The sequence below is a fragment of the Actinophytocola sp. genome (genome assembly GCF_036378875.1).
GTDB lineage: Bacteria > Actinomycetota > Actinomycetes > Mycobacteriales > Pseudonocardiaceae > Actinophytocola.
Window position 1 is genome coordinate 102,885 of record NZ_DASUVO010000073.1, and the last position, 19,042, is coordinate 121,926.

The 19,042-nt window shown below is 68.1% G+C and carries 18 protein-coding genes and 1 pseudogene; 10 read left to right on the forward strand and 9 right to left on the reverse strand.

The window, feature by feature from the left end; genetic code table 11:
* The first annotated feature begins 15 nt into the window (after nt 1–15).
* The 3 genes from VF106_RS20615 to VF106_RS20625 all read left to right on the forward strand — a co-directional run bounded on the left by VF106_RS20615 (nt 16) and on the right by VF106_RS20625 (nt 4,071).
* The gene (locus tag VF106_RS20615; RefSeq protein ID WP_330841394.1) at nt 16–555 is read left to right on the forward strand and encodes a GNAT family N-acetyltransferase; all 540 of its coding nucleotides are present in this window, start codon (nt 16–18) and stop codon (nt 553–555) included.
* 222 nt (nt 556–777) lie between these two features.
* Nucleotides 778–1,515 carry an ABC transporter ATP-binding protein gene (locus VF106_RS20620; protein WP_330841525.1) on the forward strand — a complete coding sequence of 246 codons (738 nt, stop codon included), beginning with the start codon at nt 778–780 and terminating at the stop codon, nt 1,513–1,515.
* A 6-nt stretch (nt 1,516–1,521) separates the two neighbouring features.
* A complete protein-coding gene (locus tag VF106_RS20625) occupies nt 1,522–4,071 on the forward strand; it encodes an ABC transporter permease (RefSeq protein ID WP_330841395.1) in 2,550 nt (849 codons plus the stop codon).
* 64 nt (nt 4,072–4,135) lie between these two features.
* Here VF106_RS20625 and VF106_RS20630 read toward each other — a convergent pair whose 3' ends face one another.
* The 4 genes from VF106_RS20630 to VF106_RS20645 form a co-directional block, all read right to left on the reverse strand.
* Entirely contained in the window at nt 4,136–5,296 is a 1,161-nt protein-coding gene (locus tag VF106_RS20630; RefSeq protein ID WP_330841396.1) for an HAF repeat-containing protein, read from the reverse strand.
* A 138-nt stretch (nt 5,297–5,434) separates the two neighbouring features.
* The gene (locus tag VF106_RS20635) at nt 5,435–5,962 is read right to left on the reverse strand and encodes an Rv0361 family membrane protein (protein ID WP_330841397.1); all 528 of its coding nucleotides are present in this window, start codon (nt 5,960–5,962) and stop codon (nt 5,435–5,437) included.
* A complete protein-coding gene (locus tag VF106_RS20640) occupies nt 5,941–6,729 on the reverse strand; it encodes a methyltransferase domain-containing protein (protein WP_330841398.1) in 789 nt (262 codons plus the stop codon). Before VF106_RS20640 ends, VF106_RS20635 begins: the two co-directional genes overlap by 22 nt.
* Before the next feature lie 166 nt (nt 6,730–6,895).
* Complete coding sequence (locus tag VF106_RS20645; protein ID WP_330841399.1) at nt 6,896–7,891, reverse strand: glycoside hydrolase family 183 protein; 996 nt, start codon at nt 7,889–7,891, stop codon at nt 6,896–6,898.
* 136 nt (nt 7,892–8,027) lie between these two features.
* Here VF106_RS20645 and VF106_RS20650 point away from each other — a divergent pair, with 136 nt between their 5' ends.
* Entirely contained in the window at nt 8,028–8,300 is a 273-nt protein-coding gene (locus VF106_RS20650; RefSeq protein WP_414639035.1) for a pyridoxamine 5'-phosphate oxidase family protein, read from the forward strand.
* A gap of 2 nt (nt 8,301–8,302) precedes the next feature.
* Here VF106_RS20650 and VF106_RS20655 read toward each other — a convergent pair whose 3' ends face one another.
* Nucleotides 8,303–8,821: a DUF402 domain-containing protein gene (locus VF106_RS20655; RefSeq protein ID WP_330841400.1), complete on the reverse strand. Its 519-nt coding sequence runs from the start codon at nt 8,819–8,821 to the stop codon at nt 8,303–8,305.
* Nucleotides 8,822–9,927: 1,106 nt separating this feature from the next.
* Between VF106_RS20655 and VF106_RS20660 the strand changes: the two genes are divergently transcribed.
* A complete protein-coding gene (locus VF106_RS20660) occupies nt 9,928–10,431 on the forward strand; it encodes a peptidase inhibitor family I36 protein (RefSeq protein WP_330841401.1) in 504 nt (167 codons plus the stop codon).
* A gap of 218 nt (nt 10,432–10,649) precedes the next feature.
* Complete coding sequence (locus tag VF106_RS20665; RefSeq protein ID WP_330841402.1) at nt 10,650–11,963, forward strand: glycoside hydrolase family 16 protein; 1,314 nt, start codon at nt 10,650–10,652, stop codon at nt 11,961–11,963.
* Here the strand turns inward: VF106_RS20665 and VF106_RS50940 are convergent.
* Nucleotides 11,954–12,341, reverse strand: a pseudogene (locus VF106_RS50940) (AfsR/SARP family transcriptional regulator). The gene VF106_RS20665 and the pseudogene VF106_RS50940 overlap by 10 nt on opposite strands.
* Nucleotides 12,239–12,469: a hypothetical protein gene (locus tag VF106_RS20670; protein ID WP_330841403.1), complete on the reverse strand. Its 231-nt coding sequence runs from the start codon at nt 12,467–12,469 to the stop codon at nt 12,239–12,241. Before VF106_RS20670 ends, VF106_RS50940 begins: the two are co-directional and overlap by 103 nt.
* Nucleotides 12,470–12,779: 310 nt before the next feature.
* Between VF106_RS20670 and VF106_RS20675 the strand changes: the two genes are divergently transcribed.
* The gene (locus VF106_RS20675; RefSeq protein ID WP_330841404.1) at nt 12,780–14,558 is read left to right on the forward strand and encodes a serine/threonine-protein kinase; all 1,779 of its coding nucleotides are present in this window, start codon (nt 12,780–12,782) and stop codon (nt 14,556–14,558) included.
* 240 nt (nt 14,559–14,798) lie between these two features.
* Entirely contained in the window at nt 14,799–15,419 is a 621-nt protein-coding gene (locus VF106_RS20680; protein WP_330841405.1) for an FHA domain-containing protein, read from the forward strand.
* A 332-nt stretch (nt 15,420–15,751) separates the two neighbouring features.
* On the opposite strand, the gene VF106_RS20685 is transcribed toward VF106_RS20680, so the two are convergent.
* Nucleotides 15,752–16,483, reverse strand: a complete 732-nt coding sequence (locus VF106_RS20685) for a LysR family transcriptional regulator (protein WP_330841406.1) — start codon at nt 16,481–16,483, stop codon at nt 15,752–15,754.
* A gap of 12 nt (nt 16,484–16,495) precedes the next feature.
* On the opposite strand from VF106_RS20685, the gene VF106_RS20690 reads away from it, so the two are divergent.
* On the forward strand, nt 16,496–16,966 hold the full coding sequence (locus VF106_RS20690) for a VOC family protein (protein ID WP_330841407.1): 471 nt from the start codon (nt 16,496–16,498) through the stop codon (nt 16,964–16,966).
* Between the two features lie 43 nt (nt 16,967–17,009).
* Here VF106_RS20690 and VF106_RS20695 read toward each other — a convergent pair whose 3' ends face one another.
* Nucleotides 17,010–17,975 carry a glycoside hydrolase family 113 protein gene (locus tag VF106_RS20695; protein WP_330841408.1) on the reverse strand — a complete coding sequence of 322 codons (966 nt, stop codon included), beginning with the start codon at nt 17,973–17,975 and terminating at the stop codon, nt 17,010–17,012.
* A gap of 251 nt (nt 17,976–18,226) precedes the next feature.
* On the opposite strand from VF106_RS20695, the gene VF106_RS20700 reads away from it, so the two are divergent.
* Nucleotides 18,227–18,982, forward strand: a complete 756-nt coding sequence (locus tag VF106_RS20700) for a helix-turn-helix domain-containing protein (RefSeq protein WP_330841409.1) — start codon at nt 18,227–18,229, stop codon at nt 18,980–18,982.
* Nucleotides 18,983–19,042 lie beyond the last annotated feature (60 nt).

Sequence of the window (19,042 nt, forward strand, 5' to 3'; positions counted from 1 at the left end):
CATAGTCTGATCAGCGTGACCGAACGAGCATTTCCCCTAGCGACCTTGGCCAGCGAACGACTGATGCTGCGCCCGTTCCGGTCGGATGACGCCGTCGACGTGCATGCCGTGTGGAACGACGAGGCCTACCTTCGCTTCGCGCCCGCGGGGTTGGCCACCGCCGGAGCTGACCTGCCGCGGGCGGTCGAGTGGTGTTCGAGTGGGCCGATCTTCGCCGTCGAGCGGGGTGCGGACGGGCGGCTGGTCGGCCATGTCGCGCTGTTCGGCACGGACTGGGTCAGCATGGTCACTGAGATCCACTACTGGACCGCGCCTTGGGGACGGGGCAACGGCTATGCGGCCGAGGCGGTCCGTGTCGTGGCCCGGTGGGCGCTGACCGCGCAGGGCCTGGCCCGTATCGCACTGAAGGCGGTGGTCGACAACGCCGCGTCGATCCGGGTGGCCGAGGCCGCGGGGTTTCGTTTCGAGGGCATCCTGCGCAACGCCGCTCTGACCCGGTCCGGCCGCGGCGACTTCGCCGCCTACAGCCTGATCCCCGCCGACCTCACCGCGTAGGACGCGACACGAGTAACACCAGGCGCCTACTGGTGGTGGCCGAGCCCGACCCATGTCACGGGCAGCCACACGCGCATCACGTCAGGTGCTCGGGGTCCTTGGGCCGGGTGGACAGGGACCTCGGACACTGCGACCGCCGGCCGCGATGCGCGACGATGCTCGGGGGAGCGGCGTGTGCGCACACCGCGGAGTGCGAAGGAGCAGGCGGTGAGAGAGACGACCATGACCGTCCACGCGGGACTGGCGGCGCGTGCGGTCAACGTGAGCAAGGTGTTCGGGTCGGGCGACACGGCGGTTCGTGCCCTGGACCGGGTCAGCGTCGAGTTACCCAGCCGGCGGCTCACCGCGGTGATGGGGCCGAGCGGTTCGGGCAAGTCCACTCTGATGCACTGCATGGCGGGGCTCGACCGGGTCACCGAGGGGGAGATCTGGATCGGTGACACCGCCCTGAGTGGACTGTCCGAACGGCAGCTCACCCTTCTGCGGCGCGAGCACGTCGGGTTCGTGTTCCAGGCGTTCAACCTGCTGCCGACGCTGACCGCCGGGGAGAACATCGAGCTGCCCATGGCGATCGCCGGCCGCAAGCCCGACAAGGCGTGGTACGACAAGGTGATCGACGCGGTCGGGTTGCGTCCGCGCCTGGGGCACCGGCCGGCCGAGCTGTCCGGCGGCGAACAGCAGCGGGTCGCCGGCGCCCGTGCGCTCGTCGGCAGACCGACGGTGATCTTCGCCGACGAGCCGACCGGCAACCTGGACTCGCGGGCGAGCGCCGAACTGCTGCGGTTCATGCGCCGGTCGGTCGACGAGTTCGGGCAGACCATCGTGATGGTCACCCACGACCCGAACGCCGCCGCGTTCGCCGACCGGGTGCTCTTCCTCGCCGACGGCCGGATCGTGGCCGAGATGCTCGAGCCAACGGCCGAGAAGGTGCTCGAGTACATGAAGCACGCCGGGGACTGATCCGCGATGTGGAAGGTCGCTCTCCGTGGCCTGCTGGCGCACAAACTACGGTTCGTGCTCACCGGGCTGTCCATCGTGCTCGGTGTCGGTTTCGTCGCCGGCACGTTCGTGCTCACCGACACCATCGACCGCACCTTCAGAGACCTGTTCACCGAGACCACGAAGGGCATCGATGTCGCGGTCCGCGGCAAGGAGGCCTTCGCCGTCGCGGGTGGCGGCGAGTTGCGGGAACCCGTGCCGGCGGCCCTCGTCGAGCAGGTCGGTGACGTTCCCGGTGTCGCGTTCGCGGAAGGCTATGTGTTCAGCTACGCGCAGTTCGTCGGCAAGGACGGTGAGCCGGTCACCACCGGTGGGGCCCCGACTCTCGGGATGTCGCTCCACGACTCGGCGCGGCTTCGGGCCGGGGCGACCATGCGGGAAGGCGAGTATCCGCGCGGCTCGGACGAGGTGGTCGTCGACCGGCGTACCGCGGACAAGCAGGGATACCGTGTCGGTGACCGGGTCCAGATCCAGTTCCAGGGCGGGCCAGGCGAGTTCACGATCAGCGGCATCATCGGCTTCGGCCCGGCCGACAACCTCGCCGGCGCGACGATGGCGGGCTTCGACCTGACGACGGCCCAACGGGTGCTCAACCGGGAAGGCGTCTTCGACCAGATCGACGTGGTCGCCGAGCCGGGGGTGGGCCTGGAGGTGCTGCGGGACCGGATCGCGGCCGCGGTCGGCCCCGGCTACCAGACCCTCACCAACTCTCAGCTGGTCGAGGAGATCGCCGCGGGGATCGCGCAGTTCACCGACATCATCAACTACGCGCTGCTGGCGTTCGCGTTCATCGCCCTGTTCGTCGGCTCGTTCATCATCGTCAACACCTTCACGATCATCCTCGCCCAGCGCACCCGTGAGCTGGCTCTGCTGCGTTGCATCGGGGCGTCACAAGGGCAGGTGCTCGCCTCGGTGCTGGCCGAGGCACTTGTCATCGGGCTGGTCGCGGCTGTGGTCGGACTCGGCTCCGGTGTGCTGATAGCGATGGGACTGCGGTCCGTGTTCGCGCTCGTGGGTGCGGACCTGCCGACGACCAGCCTGGTGGTCGAGCCGCGCACCATCGTGGTCGGGCTGGCCGTCGGCGTCGGCGTGACGTTGCTCGCCTCGCTCGTCCCAGCGCTGAAGGCGATCAGGGTGTCACCGGTCGCGGCACTGCGGGAGCGTGCCGTGACCACCACCCGGTCGCGCGCCGGCCGGCTGCGCGTCGTCACCGGCGCACTGGTCACCGCCACGGGCGTCGCCCTGCTGCTGTTGGGGCTGTTCGGTTCCGCGGGCAACGAACTGCTCACCATCGCCGCAGGCGTCGTGGCGATCTTCATCGGTGTCGCCGTGCTCAGCGCGCTCGTGGCCAGGCCGATGGCCAGGCTGATCGGCTGGCCGTTCGCCCACTGGTCCGGGCAGCCGGGCAAGATCGCCCGAGACAACTCGATGCGCCACCCACGTCGTACCGCGTCCACCGCGGCCGCCCTCATGATCGGGCTCGCGCTGGTGAGCCTGGTGACCATCTTCGCCGCGTCTCTCAAGAAGACGGTGAACAGCACGTTCGACCAGGCGGTCACGGCCGACTACGTCCTGGCCACCTCGAGCACCAGCGGCCAGGGGTTCAGCGCCGAGGTCGCCCGGCGGCTCGCCGAGCAGCCCGAGATCGCCGCGGCCGCGGGCGTCCGGATGGGGCCGGTCAAGGTCGATGGCGTCAACCAGCCGCTCTTCGGCGCCGACCCGGTCGCGTACGACCGGACCACCAACCTCACCATGACGGCCGGCAGCCTCACCGACCTCACCGCGGGCGGGGCAGCGGTACGCGCGGACGTGGCCGCGGAGCACGGCTGGCGGGTCGGCGACACGGCGACCATGGACTTCCCGGTCGGCGGTGCCCAGCGGGTACCGGTCAGGGCGATCTACGAGGGCACCGACTTCGACCAGCCGTTCGTGCTCGCGCTGTCGGACTTCGAGCGTTACTACGCCGACCAGCTCGACCTGTTCGTACTGGTCAAGGCCGAGTCCGGAGTCCCGGCGGCCGTCTCGAGGGCCGCGGTGGAGCGGGTGACGGCCGACTTCCCGACCGTTCAGGTCTCCGACCACGCCGAGTACAAGGAGCAGCAGACCAACCAGATCGACCAGATCCTGATGCTGTTCTACCTGCTGCTGGCGCTGGCCGTGGTCATCGCGTGCATCGGCATCGTCAACACGCTGGCGCTGTCGGTGCTCGAGCGGGTGCGCGAACTCGGTCTGCTGCGTGCCCTGGGGATGACCAGGACCCAGCTGCGCGCCATGATCCGGTGGGAAGCGGTGATCATCGCCGTGCTCGGTGCGTCGCTGGGCCTGGTCGTCGGCACGTTCTTCGGCTGGACGCTGGTGCGGGCGCTACGTGACCAGGGCGTCACCGAGTTCGCCCTGCCCGTCGGCACGCTCCTGCTGTTCGTGCTCGCCGCCGCGGTCGCCGGCGTCCTCGCGGCGATCCTCCCCGGCCGGCGTGCCGCCCGGATCGACATGCTCCGCGCGATCACCACGGAATGAGCGGAGCTCGTTCAGCTGGACCGGCCACGCGCCTGTCCCGAGTCGACCCCTGGTTGTCGAGGCGTTAGTCGAGTGTCCAGTACACCGCGTGGGATTTCCCGGCAGCGGTGGTGGCGTCACCGATGACACGGCCGCTCTCGGTGATCAGGTAGGCGTCGCTGCGGTTGCCGCCGGGCAGCATGCCGAGTTGCCTGCGCTCCCCGTTTCGGTACCAGACGGTCGCTTGACTCCGGAGACTGCCCACCACGGTGCCGTGTGCGTCGACCCCTCCGACGTTGGCGCCACGGCCGTCGTCGGGCAGGACGGTGAGGTTGCCGTCGGGGTCCCAGAGCACCGCCGATCGGGCAGGGGCGTTGAGGTAGCCGAAACCGACCACGTAGCCGGTAGGGCCGATCTGTGAGAGCCAGACCGAATGAGGGCTGGGCCATTCCAGCCTGCGTATCGTGCCGTCCAGATCCCAGGTCACCGGGATGGTGGGACCACTCATGGTCTCGTTCATCGTTCCACCGGCCACACCGTGTTCGTTGATCTTGATGGTCCCGCTGCTCCAACTTTGTGGCGCCAGATCGGTGATCGGCCCGCCGTTCACCCACCGCACGGCGTGGTTCGCCCCGGCGCGGTTGGCGAGGCCCACGATGATGCTGCCGTCGCTGGAGATGTCCTCGACCATGCTCCAGGTGTCGCCGGGCAGCACGCCCAGGTCGGTGGCCTGGCCGTCCGGGTCCCAGCGGAAGGCGTGATACTCGTTGTCCGGCGTCGACCAGTTTCCGACGACGACGCCGGTGTCGCTGATCGCCCACGCCGTGGCGTTGTGGTAGCCGGGTGGAATCTGCAGCGTGGTCGGCTGGCCCTGGGCGTCCCAGCGGGTCGGCACGGCGGCGGTCGGGGTCAGCACGTAGCCGGCGGAAACCCCGTGATTGTTGATGTCTCGCACCTGCCCCTCGCTGCCGCCTGGCGTCGGCAGCGCCATGATCTGCCCGTCGGCGTCCCAGCGAACCGGACGACTGCGCCGCGGAGTGGGGCCTGCCAACGACAGCCCCACCATCTCCCCCGCGTCATTGACCGCCAGGACCCTACTGTCGTCGTCGCCGGGCAACGTACCGAGATCCACCGGCCCAACCGGGGAGGCCTGCGCGATCCCCGTCAGCGCGCCGGAGAAAACGACAAGAGCCGCCACCAGCGACGTCGCCGGTCTTCGACCACCGGTCACAAGATTCCTCATCATGATGACTCCCATTCTGTAGCAGTGATCGCCTTCCACGCGAATAGCCGACTGATTCAACGATCTGAAAGAAACCGGCGTGGCGCGAATTGGCAATGACGCCCTCACGCGGCAAGGCTGGCGTCTGAAAGCGCGCTCTGTTCAGCCACCGAACCAGGCGAGGCACCACTCGCCGTTCTCCCTGATCAAACCTATCTCGGTCTGACTGGTCGAGTCGGTGTAGGTCACGGTGACCTCGCCGACCGCCTTGTCGCCGCCATCGAGGCGGACGGTACCCAGTTCGGCACCCACCAGCGGGGAAGGGGCGACCTGGTCGAGTGGATTTGAGGCATCGGAACACAAAACGGCGGCGAGCGCCTCAGCGTCCTTGTCGGCGAACGCGTCGACAGCAGCCTCGGCCGTGCCCTCCGGTGTGCTGGTATCCGGTCCGTTCGTGAGCACGACGACGAGAACCACGACCACGGCGATCACGAACACGGCCACGCCCGAGAGCAACCACATCTTCTTCTTCACGCCGACAATCTTTTCAGCTCGACCGCCAGTTTGGCGGACTCCAGCCGACGAAGCCGCTCGGACGCTCCACAAGTAGCTGCCGCGACGCACGCCGAGGAGTGTGCACATCACGGTCCTGATGATGGATTGGAGAGTCAGGTCGGTTTGCGGCCCCATGCGGTGATCATCGGTGCGAGCATGAGGTGTAGGTCGCCGCTGGCGAGGTTCGCGAGGTGTGTCTCGATCTCCTCGGGGGTAGCCAGTTCCGCGGCCAGCAGCTGGTCGCGGACGTGCTGGATCGTGGCCGCCTCCAGGATGGTGCAGGCGCGTGATCCGATCGGGAAGTAGGCCTCCGCGCTGACGTCCTCCAGGTCCGACTCACGCAGCAGCCTGGGCAGCGTGCGACCGTACGCGAGGTCCGCGCCGCGTTCGGCCAGCAGCGTGCGGATGTGGGTGCGCAGCCGGTTCGCCAGCTCCTCGGCGGGGCCGCGCTCGTCCGGACAGGCGAGCGGCTGCAGCGAGGGGTCCGCATCCTCGATCACCAGCCATCCGCCAGGCCGCAGCGCGTCGATCATGACCCGCAGCGCGGCCGCGCGATCCTTCAGGTGGACCAGCACCAGTCGGGCGTGGACCAGGTCGAAGGTCTCCGCTGGCGGCGGGTCGCTTGTCACGTCGTGCCGACGTACTTCCAGTACACCGCCTGCCGCGGGCTCGGTCCACGACACGTCGATGTCGGTGGCCAGCACCCGGCCGCTGGATCCCACGCGCTGTGCCAGGCCGTGCGGTACCGAGACGCCGCCGGCACCGACCTCCCAACACCGCCATCCTTCGCCAAGCCCTATGTCGTCGAGGTGGCGAAACGTCCATGGATCGAACAGTTCGGCGAGCGCTGCGAACCTTTCGCCCGCTTCCGGGCGACGGTTGTCGAGCAGATAGCGGTTCACCGCAACAGCATGACCCCGTCACCGTCGCGCGAGAACTGACGTTGACCAACATCACGCGCCCGGCCAAGAGCCGCGCGCCCGGACTTGAATCGGTCGGGCGGTGTCGTAGGCGGCCCAAGTGTCGGCGGTATGGATTCCTGCCATCGGAGTCGGGGTTCTGGCGCGGTCACGTGAGCGGCAGCGCCATCAGTCGCACGTGGTAGGGGTCCCAGCGTGACATCGCGAAGTGCAGTACCGAGCTGTTGGCGCTGTCCGGGTGCAGGAACGCGCCGTACAGACCGGGATGTTGAGTGCCGTCCGCGACGACCTGTCCGGTGGTCCACGGTCCGGTCGGCCGGGGTGCGGTGCGCAGCACGATGGCCGCGCGGTGCTCGTCCAGGTACAGCGCGACCCACTGGCGGGTCACGGTGTTGTACTGGACCGACAGCTCGCCGACGGGGCCGTTCATGACCGGCGCGGCGTTGTCGATCGCCGCCTCGTCCTCCCAGGTGGTCCCGGTCCAGTACCTGTACGCGGTCAGCCGACCGACGGCCGTCTCGGTCACCCTGGCCACCCTGGCATCGCCGAGTCGCCCGTTGGGGGTGCCGAACAGGTAGACGTGGCCGTCGTGGCGTGCCATCGCACCGAGTTGGAAGCCGCTGCCGACGCCCTGGTTCGGCCATCGTGCGGTGCTCGGCTTGGTCCAGGTCTTTCCGCCGTCGGTGGAGACTGCCAGACCCGCGTAGTTGGTCGTCCACTGCCCACCGGTGCCCCATTCCCGCACGGACATGTAGTGGATGTAGTCGCGGTCGCGCGAGGAGATCGCGGCAGTGGGGATCACGGTCACCTCGGGCACGCTCGGGTCGCCGGCCAGGATCTGCGCGGCGTGCCCCGGCCGGTCGGTGATCATCGAGTCGATGCGAAGCCCGTCGGACAGCGTCGGGTCCACCGAGTGGGCGAGGGTGTTGAAGCGCCAGTCCGCCGTTTCCGGGCCGGCACCCTGGCCGCCCCACCCAACGCCGTAGGTGTCGCCGAACGCCATAGCGACACGGCCCCTGCTGTCTCGCCACATCACACCGAGATCTGTGGCGTGCACCGCGAACCGCGTCGCCGTCTGGTTGATGTCACCCGTTCCCTGCCCCGCGATGAGCCCCACCACCCGGGCCTGTGCTGGTCGTCCCATGAACCCATCATCACCCGGCCAGGACCGTTGCGCAGCAACCCGTCTGACCGCTGCGTTCCCCTTCCGCTCGGTGATCTGCCTACGGCAGAAGGGTTTGTCACGGTCGGCGAGGCTTAGTGTGTCGGTTGTGCGTCCGATGACCCGAGAGGAACGAGAGGCCTTCCTCGCAGAACCGTATGTCGGAATCCTGAGCGTCACGGCCGAGCCGGAACGTGCCCCGCTGACCACCCCGATCTGGTACGAGTACCAGCCGGGCGGGCTCGTCAAGGTGATCACGGCCCCCGGCCTGCGCAAGGTGCGGCTCATCGAGGAGGCGGGCCGGTTCGCGTTGTGCGCGCAGGTGGCCAATACAACGCACGCTCATGCCGATGTGCGGATGGATCGTACAGGCGGGGGGATGGTGGTCTGAGGTCAGCCTGGTGCGGTGACGATCGGTCCCAGTGGGCTGGGGAGCGCCGCCAGGTCGCGCAGCCGCTGGGGCGGGAAGTCGGTCCATGTCGGGCTGGGGTCGCGGGCGGCGTGCAGGTGCTGGTCGAGGAAGTGTTGCCAGCGCCGCAGTCCGTCAACGGCGGTGGCTATGTCGAGTTCTCCTGCTTCGATCGCGTCGGCGAACTCGTCGAGATCGAGCAACCGCTGGTGGCGGCCGTCAGTGGGTACCAGGACATCGGCGTAGAGGTCCCGGACGGTGATCGAGTCCCGCGTGGTCGAGACGTGCACGAGGTCCACATACCAGGTGGTCGGTCCGGCCTGGGCGCGGTCGGTTCCACGGGTGGACCGCCAGGCGGGAATGGACATGCTCACCCCGAGGTCGAGCAACACGAACACGCGTTCCAGCAGCGTCCGACCGGGCCATGGCACGAAGCTGTCCGGCAGTTGGAACTCGTAGGCAAGCGTGTCACCGAGGCGGACGCCGGGCAGCGGCCCGAACAACGGTCTCGCATCGCCGTGAGCGCCTCGCCAGACCTCAACCTGTTCATGAACCATTCGTACCCGACACGGCAGAAGGATGCGGCGGTTCCCTCCAGACGCGCACATCGTGATCGACAACGTTGTTCGCGAACACCATCGCCGACAACGCACTGTCATGCCGCTTATCGAGCGTTCGAGAACGCAGCCCTCGCCAATCGACAGCGCGATAACCTGTTCCACTTCTGCGCTGCTGTCGGTGACCCACCACTGGCAACGCGGTGGTCCCGCAACGAGGCAAGTCACGGGTGGAGCGCCCAGCTGAGGACGAACGACCTGGAGGGTGCGCCGAGTAGCGGCCAGACTTGATCGCGAGGAACCATGGGTGCGGTCGAAATTCAACGACATTGATCACGACAGATGATCAACATGTGCGTTCAGAATCCACAAACAAGTGCGGTCAACTCGCGGACATAATCACGTGGTTTTGTCGGTCGGATGCGACCGCGTTTCCCCGCGACAACCGACCGCACCCTGTTCGGTGGGGAGGCTTGTGTTCGTGAGGTCCGACCGCACCCGATCCCGCGGCTCGCGAGGCTGGCACACTCCGCCCTTCCTCGATCCCGCTGCCGCCCTTGGCTGTTGCGAAGGCGTAGATGCGAGGGGTGCCGTTTGCCACCTGTTGCGAGATCACCACGTTGCCAGTTGGTGGACCATCGACGGCAGGTGATCCACCGAGAGAACGTGTTCCAGATCTGCCGCGTGGATCGATCATGTCGACGGCGACTGAATGTCCTGTCATGTCGAGCTGAGGACGGGTGAACGATCTCACCGCCAGCTTCGCGGGCCAAAACATCCGTCCGGCCCATCTACGCCCGGCGGCCGGGAACGGTCCCGGCGGCGAACCGTTAGCGTCGAACGTCCCTGCTGGAGCTGTCGAAAGGTACCGGATAAACCAACGCGGGTTCCCCATCCACACGTCGACCACGGTCTGGCGATGTTTTGTCAATCGTCGGGCGACGGCGTCGTCGACGTGGACGAGAAACCTGACTTCGCACTGATCAAGGAAGGATCCTCATGGCAAAGAAGGATTTCCACGTTTCCTTGTCCGACTGCTGGCTGTCCTCTGCGTGCCTCTTGTTTTGAGGACGGTATTCGCGTCAGCCGCGCCCGCCGACACCCGACGTGGCGCGGGACCGCAGAACGCGCGGTTCGACGGCAGGTCGATCGACCTCTCGAAAGGCTGTGGAAACGCCCAGAGCTGTGTCGTTCTGACGCCGGAAGTCCGTTGCTTCACCACCCACGCAGAAGCTGACGCCTTCCTCGGATACGACCGCGCGAGCGACCAGGCGGCCCGGACCGCCCAGGCCACGTCCTGTCCGAGCGGCTGGTTGTGCCTCTACGACGGTCTGAACGGGGCGGGCAGGCGTTTGCAGTTCCGGGATGAGTACTGGAACAACCTGTGGGAATACGACTTCGCGCGCAAAGCCTCTTCGGTGTGGAACAACCAAGGCTGTTCTGACGGCGGCGCGCTCGATGAAGTGCCTCCCGGCAACACCGTGGAAATACTCTCGTGCGCCTACTACTCCAATCTTCTCAATTGGGACAACCGGGCAACGGGCGTCCACGGCTGATCGACGTCGAGTTCTCGAACCACAGCAAACTCTGCACGCCGACTGACAGTAAGAAAGGCGGACCCTGAGTGGGGGATACCCCACAAGTCGGCATCCCCCACTCGTCCGTCAGATCTCCCGGTGCAGCGGTGAGCGCTGTCCGGGTGCGGTCGGCACCGGTTTCCTCGCGGTGCGCGACTTTTCCTGTCGACTTGTGCGACGAACAGAAGGAAGGACCCATGATGCTGTACCGAAGGAGATGGCTCGCCGGTGCGGGTGCCCTCAGCGCGGTGGCCGCGCTGGTGGTGGCCGGTGTGGCGATCGCGCAGCCGCCGACCGGGGCGGGCACGGACGTCTCGACGTGCAACAACCCGGTGCTGAACAAGACGCTCGCCGAGTGGGGATCGCTGCGCGGGGCGAGTGCGGTCCGCGAGGCCGTCGTCGACCACCAGTCGGCGAGGTTCGCCTACGCGCAGAAGAACAACTCCGTGCTGAACCCGTCGTTCTACCTGCCGCAGCAGCACGTCGTGAGCGGTGAGGTGTGGACCTTCGCCTACGACGTCGCGGCCGAGCAGAGCGGACGTGCCCGCGTAGAGGTCGACTGGTACTCCACGCCCGAGGGTGACAACAGCGGGTACCTCGGGAACGTCCCCGGCGCGTGGGTGTCGTTCGCGGCCGGTGGGTGGACCCGTGTCGCGAGCGAGTTCACCGTCCCGCCCGGCGCGGTGCGGGCGAACGTGGTCTCCGACCACGATTACGCCGCCACTGGTGCGAGCTTCCGGGCGACCGCGTGCGACTACCGCGTGGACTCCAGCCCCACGGTCCCGCCCACCGACCAGACGCAGGCCGCCGTTCGGCACGGCTGGGGTGCGCCGCTGCCGAGTTCCGACGAGTTCGGCAACACCGGTCCGGTCGATCCGGCGAAATGGTCGGTGCCCAGCGGCACTGTCGGCGGGACGGCGGGTTGTTGGGAGGGGCACAACGGCAACGGTCGGCGCTGCGCGAAGAACGCCTTGGTGGCGAACGGGATCATGAAGATGACCGGTGAGGCGAACGGCGACACGGGGTGGCTCAAGCACCGGCTCGACAGGCAATACGGCCGTTGGGAGATCCGGTCGCGTTCGCAGAACACCGGCGCCTCGGGCGGCCGGTACCACCCGCTGCACCTGATCTGGCCGACCTCCGAGCGGTGGCCCCAGGACGGCGAGTACGACTGGGTCGAGTACACCGATCCCGACGCCCAGTGCCTGTCGGCGTTCCTGCACTACCCGCACCCCTCGAACGTCGGCGTCCAACAGGAGTACCGCGAACGCTGTCCGGTGGACATGCGCCAGTGGCACAATTTCGCCTTCGAATGGACCCCTTCCGCGGTGGTCGGCTACGTGGACGGCGTCGAATGGTTCCGCGTCTCCGGCGGTGGCGGCCCGAACGGGCGGCAGAACATCCAGACCATGCCGTCGGGGCACCTCAACATCCAACTCGACAACTTCACCGGTAGTAGCGGTCTGCGTCCGGCGGTGTTCGAGGTCGACTGGGTCCGCGTCTACTCCTGACCCTCGACAACGAGAAGAGCCTGCCGAGAAAAGGGGGGTGCGTGGGGCGCAGCGGTAGGTACGCTGCGCCCCACGCGGCGGTGCGACTCCCGGCGGCACAGGGCCGCCATCAGCAGCCCGTGCAGCCGCTCGCGCTGCGGGTAGCAGGCGGCCAGAACTCGCAATTCCGGGACCGGTTCCGCGTCCCGCCCGCGCCTCCAAGTCCGGGCGTTCTTCCAGTACTGCCAAGCACTCCTCGGTCAACGCCTGTTTGATCGAGGCGACGCAGGGAGCGTTCACGTCCTCCAGCGGCTCACCCCGCCACAGTCCCAGTGCACGGCGCAGTACCGACGCCCTTCCCTCACCGCGGGACTGCGCGACCAGTGCGCGATCTGCCACAGACCCGATACGGCCTGCTGCAACACGTTGCGCGCCGTTCGCGGCATCCGGTCGTCGTCCCACAGCGCATCGACGAACCGGTCGAACACCACCACCCGACTGGCGTACCTCAGGAGCAGTGTCAGCACGCACCGTTGCCGCGCTTAGGGAATCGCGACCTCCACACCCGGTGCCACTCCGTGACCGGCCCCGACAAAGCCTGGTTCGCGTTGAACCGTCTGCTCACTTTCGGTAGACAGGACGGGTGGCGAGAGACGGCGGCCGGGGCGCACCACTGCCGTGGAGGTCATCGCGCTCGTGGGCATGTCCCACCACGTTTCTCCTCTCCGGGAACGAGCTACCCGCCAGCATGCCGCGACGGTCCGGGAGGATTTCCCTGCGAAAGCCCGGAAAAGCGGCTCGTCCGACCGGATACGACGCGACGAGGGAGAGCGAATCGTGCAGACGGAGCGAGTCGTGGCCAACAGGTACCGGCTGGAAGAACAGATCGGCTCCGGGGGCGGCGGAGTCGTGTGGCGGGCCACCGACGAACGCCTCGGCAGGCCGGTCGCGCTGAAGCGAGCCCTGTCCGGGGACGGGGACCCGCAGCGGTTCCGGCAGTTGGAGCGCGAGGCGAAGCTGCTCGCCCAGCTGAACCACCGGCATGTTGTGACGATCTACGACGTGCTCGACGACAATGGCGAGTGCTGGCTGATCATGGAGTACGTACCGGCGCGGAGCATGGCCGAGCTGGACGTCGTCGCACCTCGGCAGGCGGCGAAGCTGGGCGCGCAGATCGCCGACGCGCTCGCGGCGGTGCACGCGAAGGGCATCCTGCACCGCGACATCAAGCCCGGCAACGTCCTCATGATCTCCGACGACGAGGTGAAACTCGCCGACTTCGGCATCTCCCGTGACGCCGCGGGTGACGCGACCGTGACCGGCCCTGGGCTCCTCACCGGGTCACCGGGGTACGTGGCGCCGGAGGTGGCCAACGGTGCCGCGCCGACGGCGGCGTCCGACGTGTTCTCGCTGGCATCCACACTGTTCGCCGTGGTGGAGGGCGAGTCACCAGTCGGGTCGACGACCGACGACATGCGGCTGCGCCTTCGACGAGCCGCCAACGGCGCCATCGCCACGCCGCGCAGGAGCGGCCCGCTCGCGCCGGTACTGGAGCGAATGCTGCGGGTCGACGCCGGACAACGTCCCACCGCGGCCGAGGCGCACGAGATCCTCGCGGACATCGCCGGCGTGCAGACGACCCGGCGCGCAGACCGCCCGAGGTTCGCTGGGCGCCGCAGGCTTCTCGTGACTGCCGGAGCGCTGGTCGCGGTCGTGGCAGTGGTGGCGACCTGCATCCTGTTCTTCGATGAGCCAGGGACACCGACGGGGCCTGTGCTCGGTCCCGACGGGCGCACCGCCGATCCGTGCTCGCTGATCCGTGACGCGGCTCTGGAGCCGTTCGGCAATCCCAACCTGGTCTCGGACGATTCCGGGTTCAACCAGTGCAACGTCATCGTCAAGAAGGGCGGGAAGGAGGCGAACCTACGGGCGTTGATCGACAGCACTCCCGGCGAGCAGTCGCCCGTGCAGGCACAGGACAAGGGCCGGTACCGGCTCGTGACCGAACCGGCGGGTGAGGGGTCCTGCAGGCGCCGGCTGCTGTTGCCCGACGGCTACGAGATCCGGATCGAGGTGACCAGAGCCAACGCGATCGACGCCGACGCGTGCGCGATGACCGACGTCGCCGTCCGGAGCGCCGACGCGGTGATCACCAAAGGACCGATTCCGGAACGCCGGCCCGACAACCCGACGTTGCAGCTGAACTCCTTCAGCTGGGAGGACGCCTGCAGGGCCAAGGACTCGCCGTCGTTCCCCAACCGGCCCGGGATCGACCGCGAGAACCCGGAGGTCGGCTTCGGAGGCTGGACGTGCACCTGGACCAGTATTGCCGACGGGATCGTTTACCGGCTGCGCTTCACCCGGGCGAGGCCGTTGGTCAAGTCCGGTGCGACGGAGGTGGTGATCGACGGCCGGTATTCCGTGATCGGCTATCCCGGAGACGCACCTGGCGACGACACATGCGAGATCGAAACGCACAACCTCACCTACGTGGACGCATACGGCTATGACAAGGACGAGGTGTTGGAAACCACTGTTATCGGCAAGAGCCTGTCGCCGGACGAGCGGTGCCAGCTCGCGACCCGGTTGGCCACCGCCTTCTTCCCACCACGGTGACGCGGGAACCCTCCCGCCGGTCCCGGACAGGCTGGCGGGCATGCTGCTCACACGAGGCGCCAGGAGGCGGACATGCCAGGACAACGGCTGAACGAGCTCCCGGCGAACCACCACAGCTTAGCCCTCGGAGTCCCCGTCAGCGTCGCACCCGGCACGCTGCACGTGCTGGCTGCGACCGGCGGCATCACCGTCGGCTCAAAGGAGGGGCGGACTATCCTCTTCGGACGGAGCAGACCGGATGTGCACGTCTGCGTCGGCGAGGACGACCTGCGCATCAGCAGGGAGCACGGGGCGCTCACCTGTTGCGGTGACCAGTGGTGGATCAGCACCCTGGGTCGCCTGCCGTTGCGGCTGCCCGAATCCCGCCTGTTGTTCCGCCAGGACGAGCCGATCCCGTTGCGGACGGGGTACACCCCGCTGTTCGTCCGCGGTTCCCACGAACGACTGCACCTGCTCGAAGTGCACGTGCAACCAAGGGACGGCAACCGACCACCGGCCGACCACCACGCGCCGACCAGGCCTCCACGCACCTGGCACCTCACCTCCGTGGAGAAGCGCGTGGTCGTCGTGCTCGCCCAGCGGTACCTCCTGCACGAGCGGCACCCGATTCCCCTGTCCTGGCGTCAGGTCGCGGAACACCTCAACGAGATCCGGCCCGCCGACGACTGGAACCACAAGAAGGTCGAGCGTGTCGTCGCCGAGGTGCGGAACCGGTTGAGCGGCAACGGTGTGTCCGGCCTGACCCGTGAAGAGGTCGGTGAGCCCATCGGGAACACGCTGAACCACAACCTCATCCGCGAACTGATGGAGAGCACCACTCTCGTACCACCGGACCTGCGCATCCTCGACCACGACGGCTGAGACCTGCACGGTGCCGGCCTCAGACACCCTCTTCTGCCGCGAAGCGGGCGACCGTCGTGGTCCAGCAATGCACTCTTACGCTGATGTGGTGTGTGCTCTCCGCCGGCTCGGTAATGGAAACCCCACCGGCCGCCTCTACAGCTGCCAGTCCCTGGAAGGGATCCCCCTTCGAAGGTGAACTTTCGTATTCGGCAACGTCTGTGAAGAGGTTTGATCCCGTCGGCTGCGGCGCTACACGTAAGCAGTAGCCTTGTTATCACCCTCGCTTTGATTCGCCCCGACAGACAATGGGACAATAACTGGGCGTCCTGGGCATGAGCGGGACGGAACGGCTAGCGTGGAACCACGGATCCTGCTGTGGTGCGTCGGCCGGACCTTATGTGGTACACGATCGCGCGCGGCGCCGGTGGATCTTCCTTGCCCAAGGCCTCGATTCCGGGCACGCGGTGGGTGCGCAGTGCCAGCCCCGGCATGGTGGTCACGCCCATGCCCGCGGCGACCAGTGCCTGCTTGACGATGATGTCGTCGCTCGTGTCCGCGATGGGCGGGACGAAGCCCGCCTTGTCGCAGGCCTCGAGGAACCCGCGGCGGCAGTTCTCGCAGCCCGCGATCCAGGCGGAGTCGCGATTGCGGAAGACGACCGCGACGTCGACCTGCCCGGCTCGCAGCAGATCGAGTGCCACGCGCGGGTGGGCCTCGATCAGGTGCAGTTCGATGCCGGGGTGCTCGCGGCGCAGGGTGCCAGCGGCGTGCGGCACCAGCGCGGCGAGCGCCGACTGGAAGCCGGCGACCCGGACGCGGCCGGTGCGCAGGCCCACCATCGCGGACAGTACCGCGGCGGCGGAGTCGACCCGGCCGACGATCTCGGTGGCGCGCCGGGCCAGGTGCTCGCCCTCCGGGGTGAGCCGGATACCCCGGCCGACCCGCTGGACGAGCCTGGCGCCGGTCTCGGCCTCCAGCCTGGCCAGATGATGGCTGACGGCGGGCGAGAACCCGTAACCGCAGGACGAATGAGTCGGAGTGCGGGAGGCTGCGAGGAGCTCATGCAGAGACAGAAGGAACACCAGGAGATCATCATGAACGAAACCGACCAGCGAGGTCCTGGGCGCGGGACGGTCCAGCGGATGGACAACGTCGCCATCGTCGTCGACGACCTCGCGGCTGCCAAGGCGTTCTTCGCCGAACTCGGACTGGTGCTGGAGGGCGAGGCGACAGTCGAGGGCAGCGCGGTGGATCGCCTCGTCGGGCTCGGGGGAGTCCGATCGGACATCGCGATGATGCGCACCCCGGACGGCCACGGACGGCTCGAGCTGACCAAGTACCACACGCCGTCGAGCCCAGTCGGCGACCCGCGCGCTCCGGTGAACACGCTGGGCGCCCATCGCATCATGTTCGCCGTCGAGGACATGGACGACATCCTCGATCGCTTGCGGCCACACGGAGCCGAACTCCTCGGCGAGCTGGTGCGGTACGAGAACAGCTACCGGCTCTGCTACCTCCGCGGCCCCGCAGGCATCCTCGTCGCGCTGGCCGAGCAGCTCAAGTGACCGGTCGCCAGCATCGGGGCCACCCTTCAGTTTCTGCGGCGTGTCATTGGTATGCCTTGGCCATGGCGTGGAAGGACTGTTTGGGGGCGAGGCTGCCGTCGGGCATGAGTTTGCATACCCCGTAGGAGGCCATGTCGAGGTCGAAGCGCGGGTCCGTGCGGTGCGGGTACTCGTAGCCGGCGAAGGTGAACCAGAAGGCGGTGTCCACGCCTTCCTCGTCGAAAACTGCCAACATCTCACGCAGGTAGCGGGCCTGTTCGTCCTCGTCGCGGGTGTAGTCGCCGTCGAGGCGGGGCGGGTCGGCTTCGTGGTCGACGATGGCCCAGCCGAGGCCGCCGCGTTCGGCCGCGCCTCGGTAGGTGCAGCAGCCGAACTCGGTCGCCGCGAGTGGTTTGCCGTGCCGGAGGTATTCCCGCACGCCCTGGCGGAAGGCGTCGCTGGTGTCGCCGTAGGCGTCGACGCTCACGATGTCGAAGGGCGCCCAGTCGATCTGTTCCCATGTTCCGGCGGCGTAGGTGACTTTGCCGTGGAACCGTTCGCGCACCGTCGCCGCGGTGTCGGCGAGCACGGCGTCCAACCGGGCGGGGAGTTCGGCGAGTCGGGCCAGTGCGTCGGGGTCGCCGTTGGTCAGGGCCTTGATCCTGGCGAGGCTGTCGTCTCCGGGGAGGAAACCGGCGGCGAACAGGCTCAGCTCGCAGCCGGCGACGAAGACCTCCGCTCCTACCTTCTGGGCGCGGTCCGCGCAGTCAGCGAAGTACGGCAGCAGCTCGGATGCGGACAGTTCGCAGGGGAACGGGGAGTACCAGACCTCCAGCCCGGCGTCGGCTGCGTGTCCGGCGGCGACCGCCAGCCGCTCGGGGTCGCCGCCGGTGATCCGCACGGCATCGCAGTGCAGATCGTCGGCGATGACACGGATCTCCCGCCGCACCGCGTCGGCGTCGAAGACAGGCCGCGAACTCCGCCCACCGGGAGTGAAGCCGGTGTCGTAGGTGATGCCCTTGACTCGCATTCATCGCTCCTCATCAGGTGACCGAAACGCGGTCACCCCTCATCCGCTGTCGGATCCGAACGTTAGGCAGAGCGCGAAACACCGGTCAACGAAACCTCTCCAGGATTCGCACTGTTTCCGCTGTTCACAACCGTGATCGGCGATTGCAATGACAATGCCGGCTAATGCACACCCGAGACCGCCGTTGCAACGGTTGACGACTGGCTCGCATACTGGCGCCCGAGAACGACCGAAGAGGAGGGGCCGGCCGGATGCCAGGACGCAGGCTGACCAGCGCCGACCGCCGGCAGATCGCCGCAGGCTTGGCGCGGGGCCTGGACTACGCCGGGATCGCCCACCAGTTGGGTCGTCCCACCTCCACGGTGAGCCGGGAGGTCGCGCGCAACGGCGGGCCGGGCCGCTACCGAGCGGACCTGGCCCAACTCGCCACCACCCACCGCGCCCGGCGCAGCCCCCGCCCGCCGGCAGCCGCGCAACGGGCCAGCGAGCACAGCGGTCCCGACCCCGACGCGGCGGCCGCGTTCATGACCGACCTCACCACGGCACTCATCGAGACCGGCATGCCGCGCACCGCCGCCGGGGTGATGGCCTGTTTGTTCACCTCCGACACCGGCAGCCGTACCGCCGCCGAACTGGCCCAGCACCTGCGGGTCAGCGCGGCGACCATCTCGCACGCGGTCGGCCTGCTGCACCAGCACGGGCTGATCCGCCGCGACCGCGACGGCCAGAGCCGGCGCCACCGGTACTTCCTCGACGAGAACGCGGGCCTTCGCTCCGCGGTGGTCGGCGTCCGCGCGAACCAGCGATTCGCCACCACCGCCCTGCGCGGCGCCGACATCTTCGGAACAGACACCGCTGTCGGAAGCCGGCTCGCCGCCGCGGGCCGATTCCTCGAACAACTCGGCAACGACATCCTCCGCGCCGCCGAAAAGCACTGGCGCACCACCGTGGGCGCCGGGTCAACGCACACGCGGACAACCCACCCCACGACGATGCACCAGCGGTAACACCCGGTCACGTAAGCACGTTTGCTCATGTTCACGCGGAACCTGCAGCCGCGTAACGGT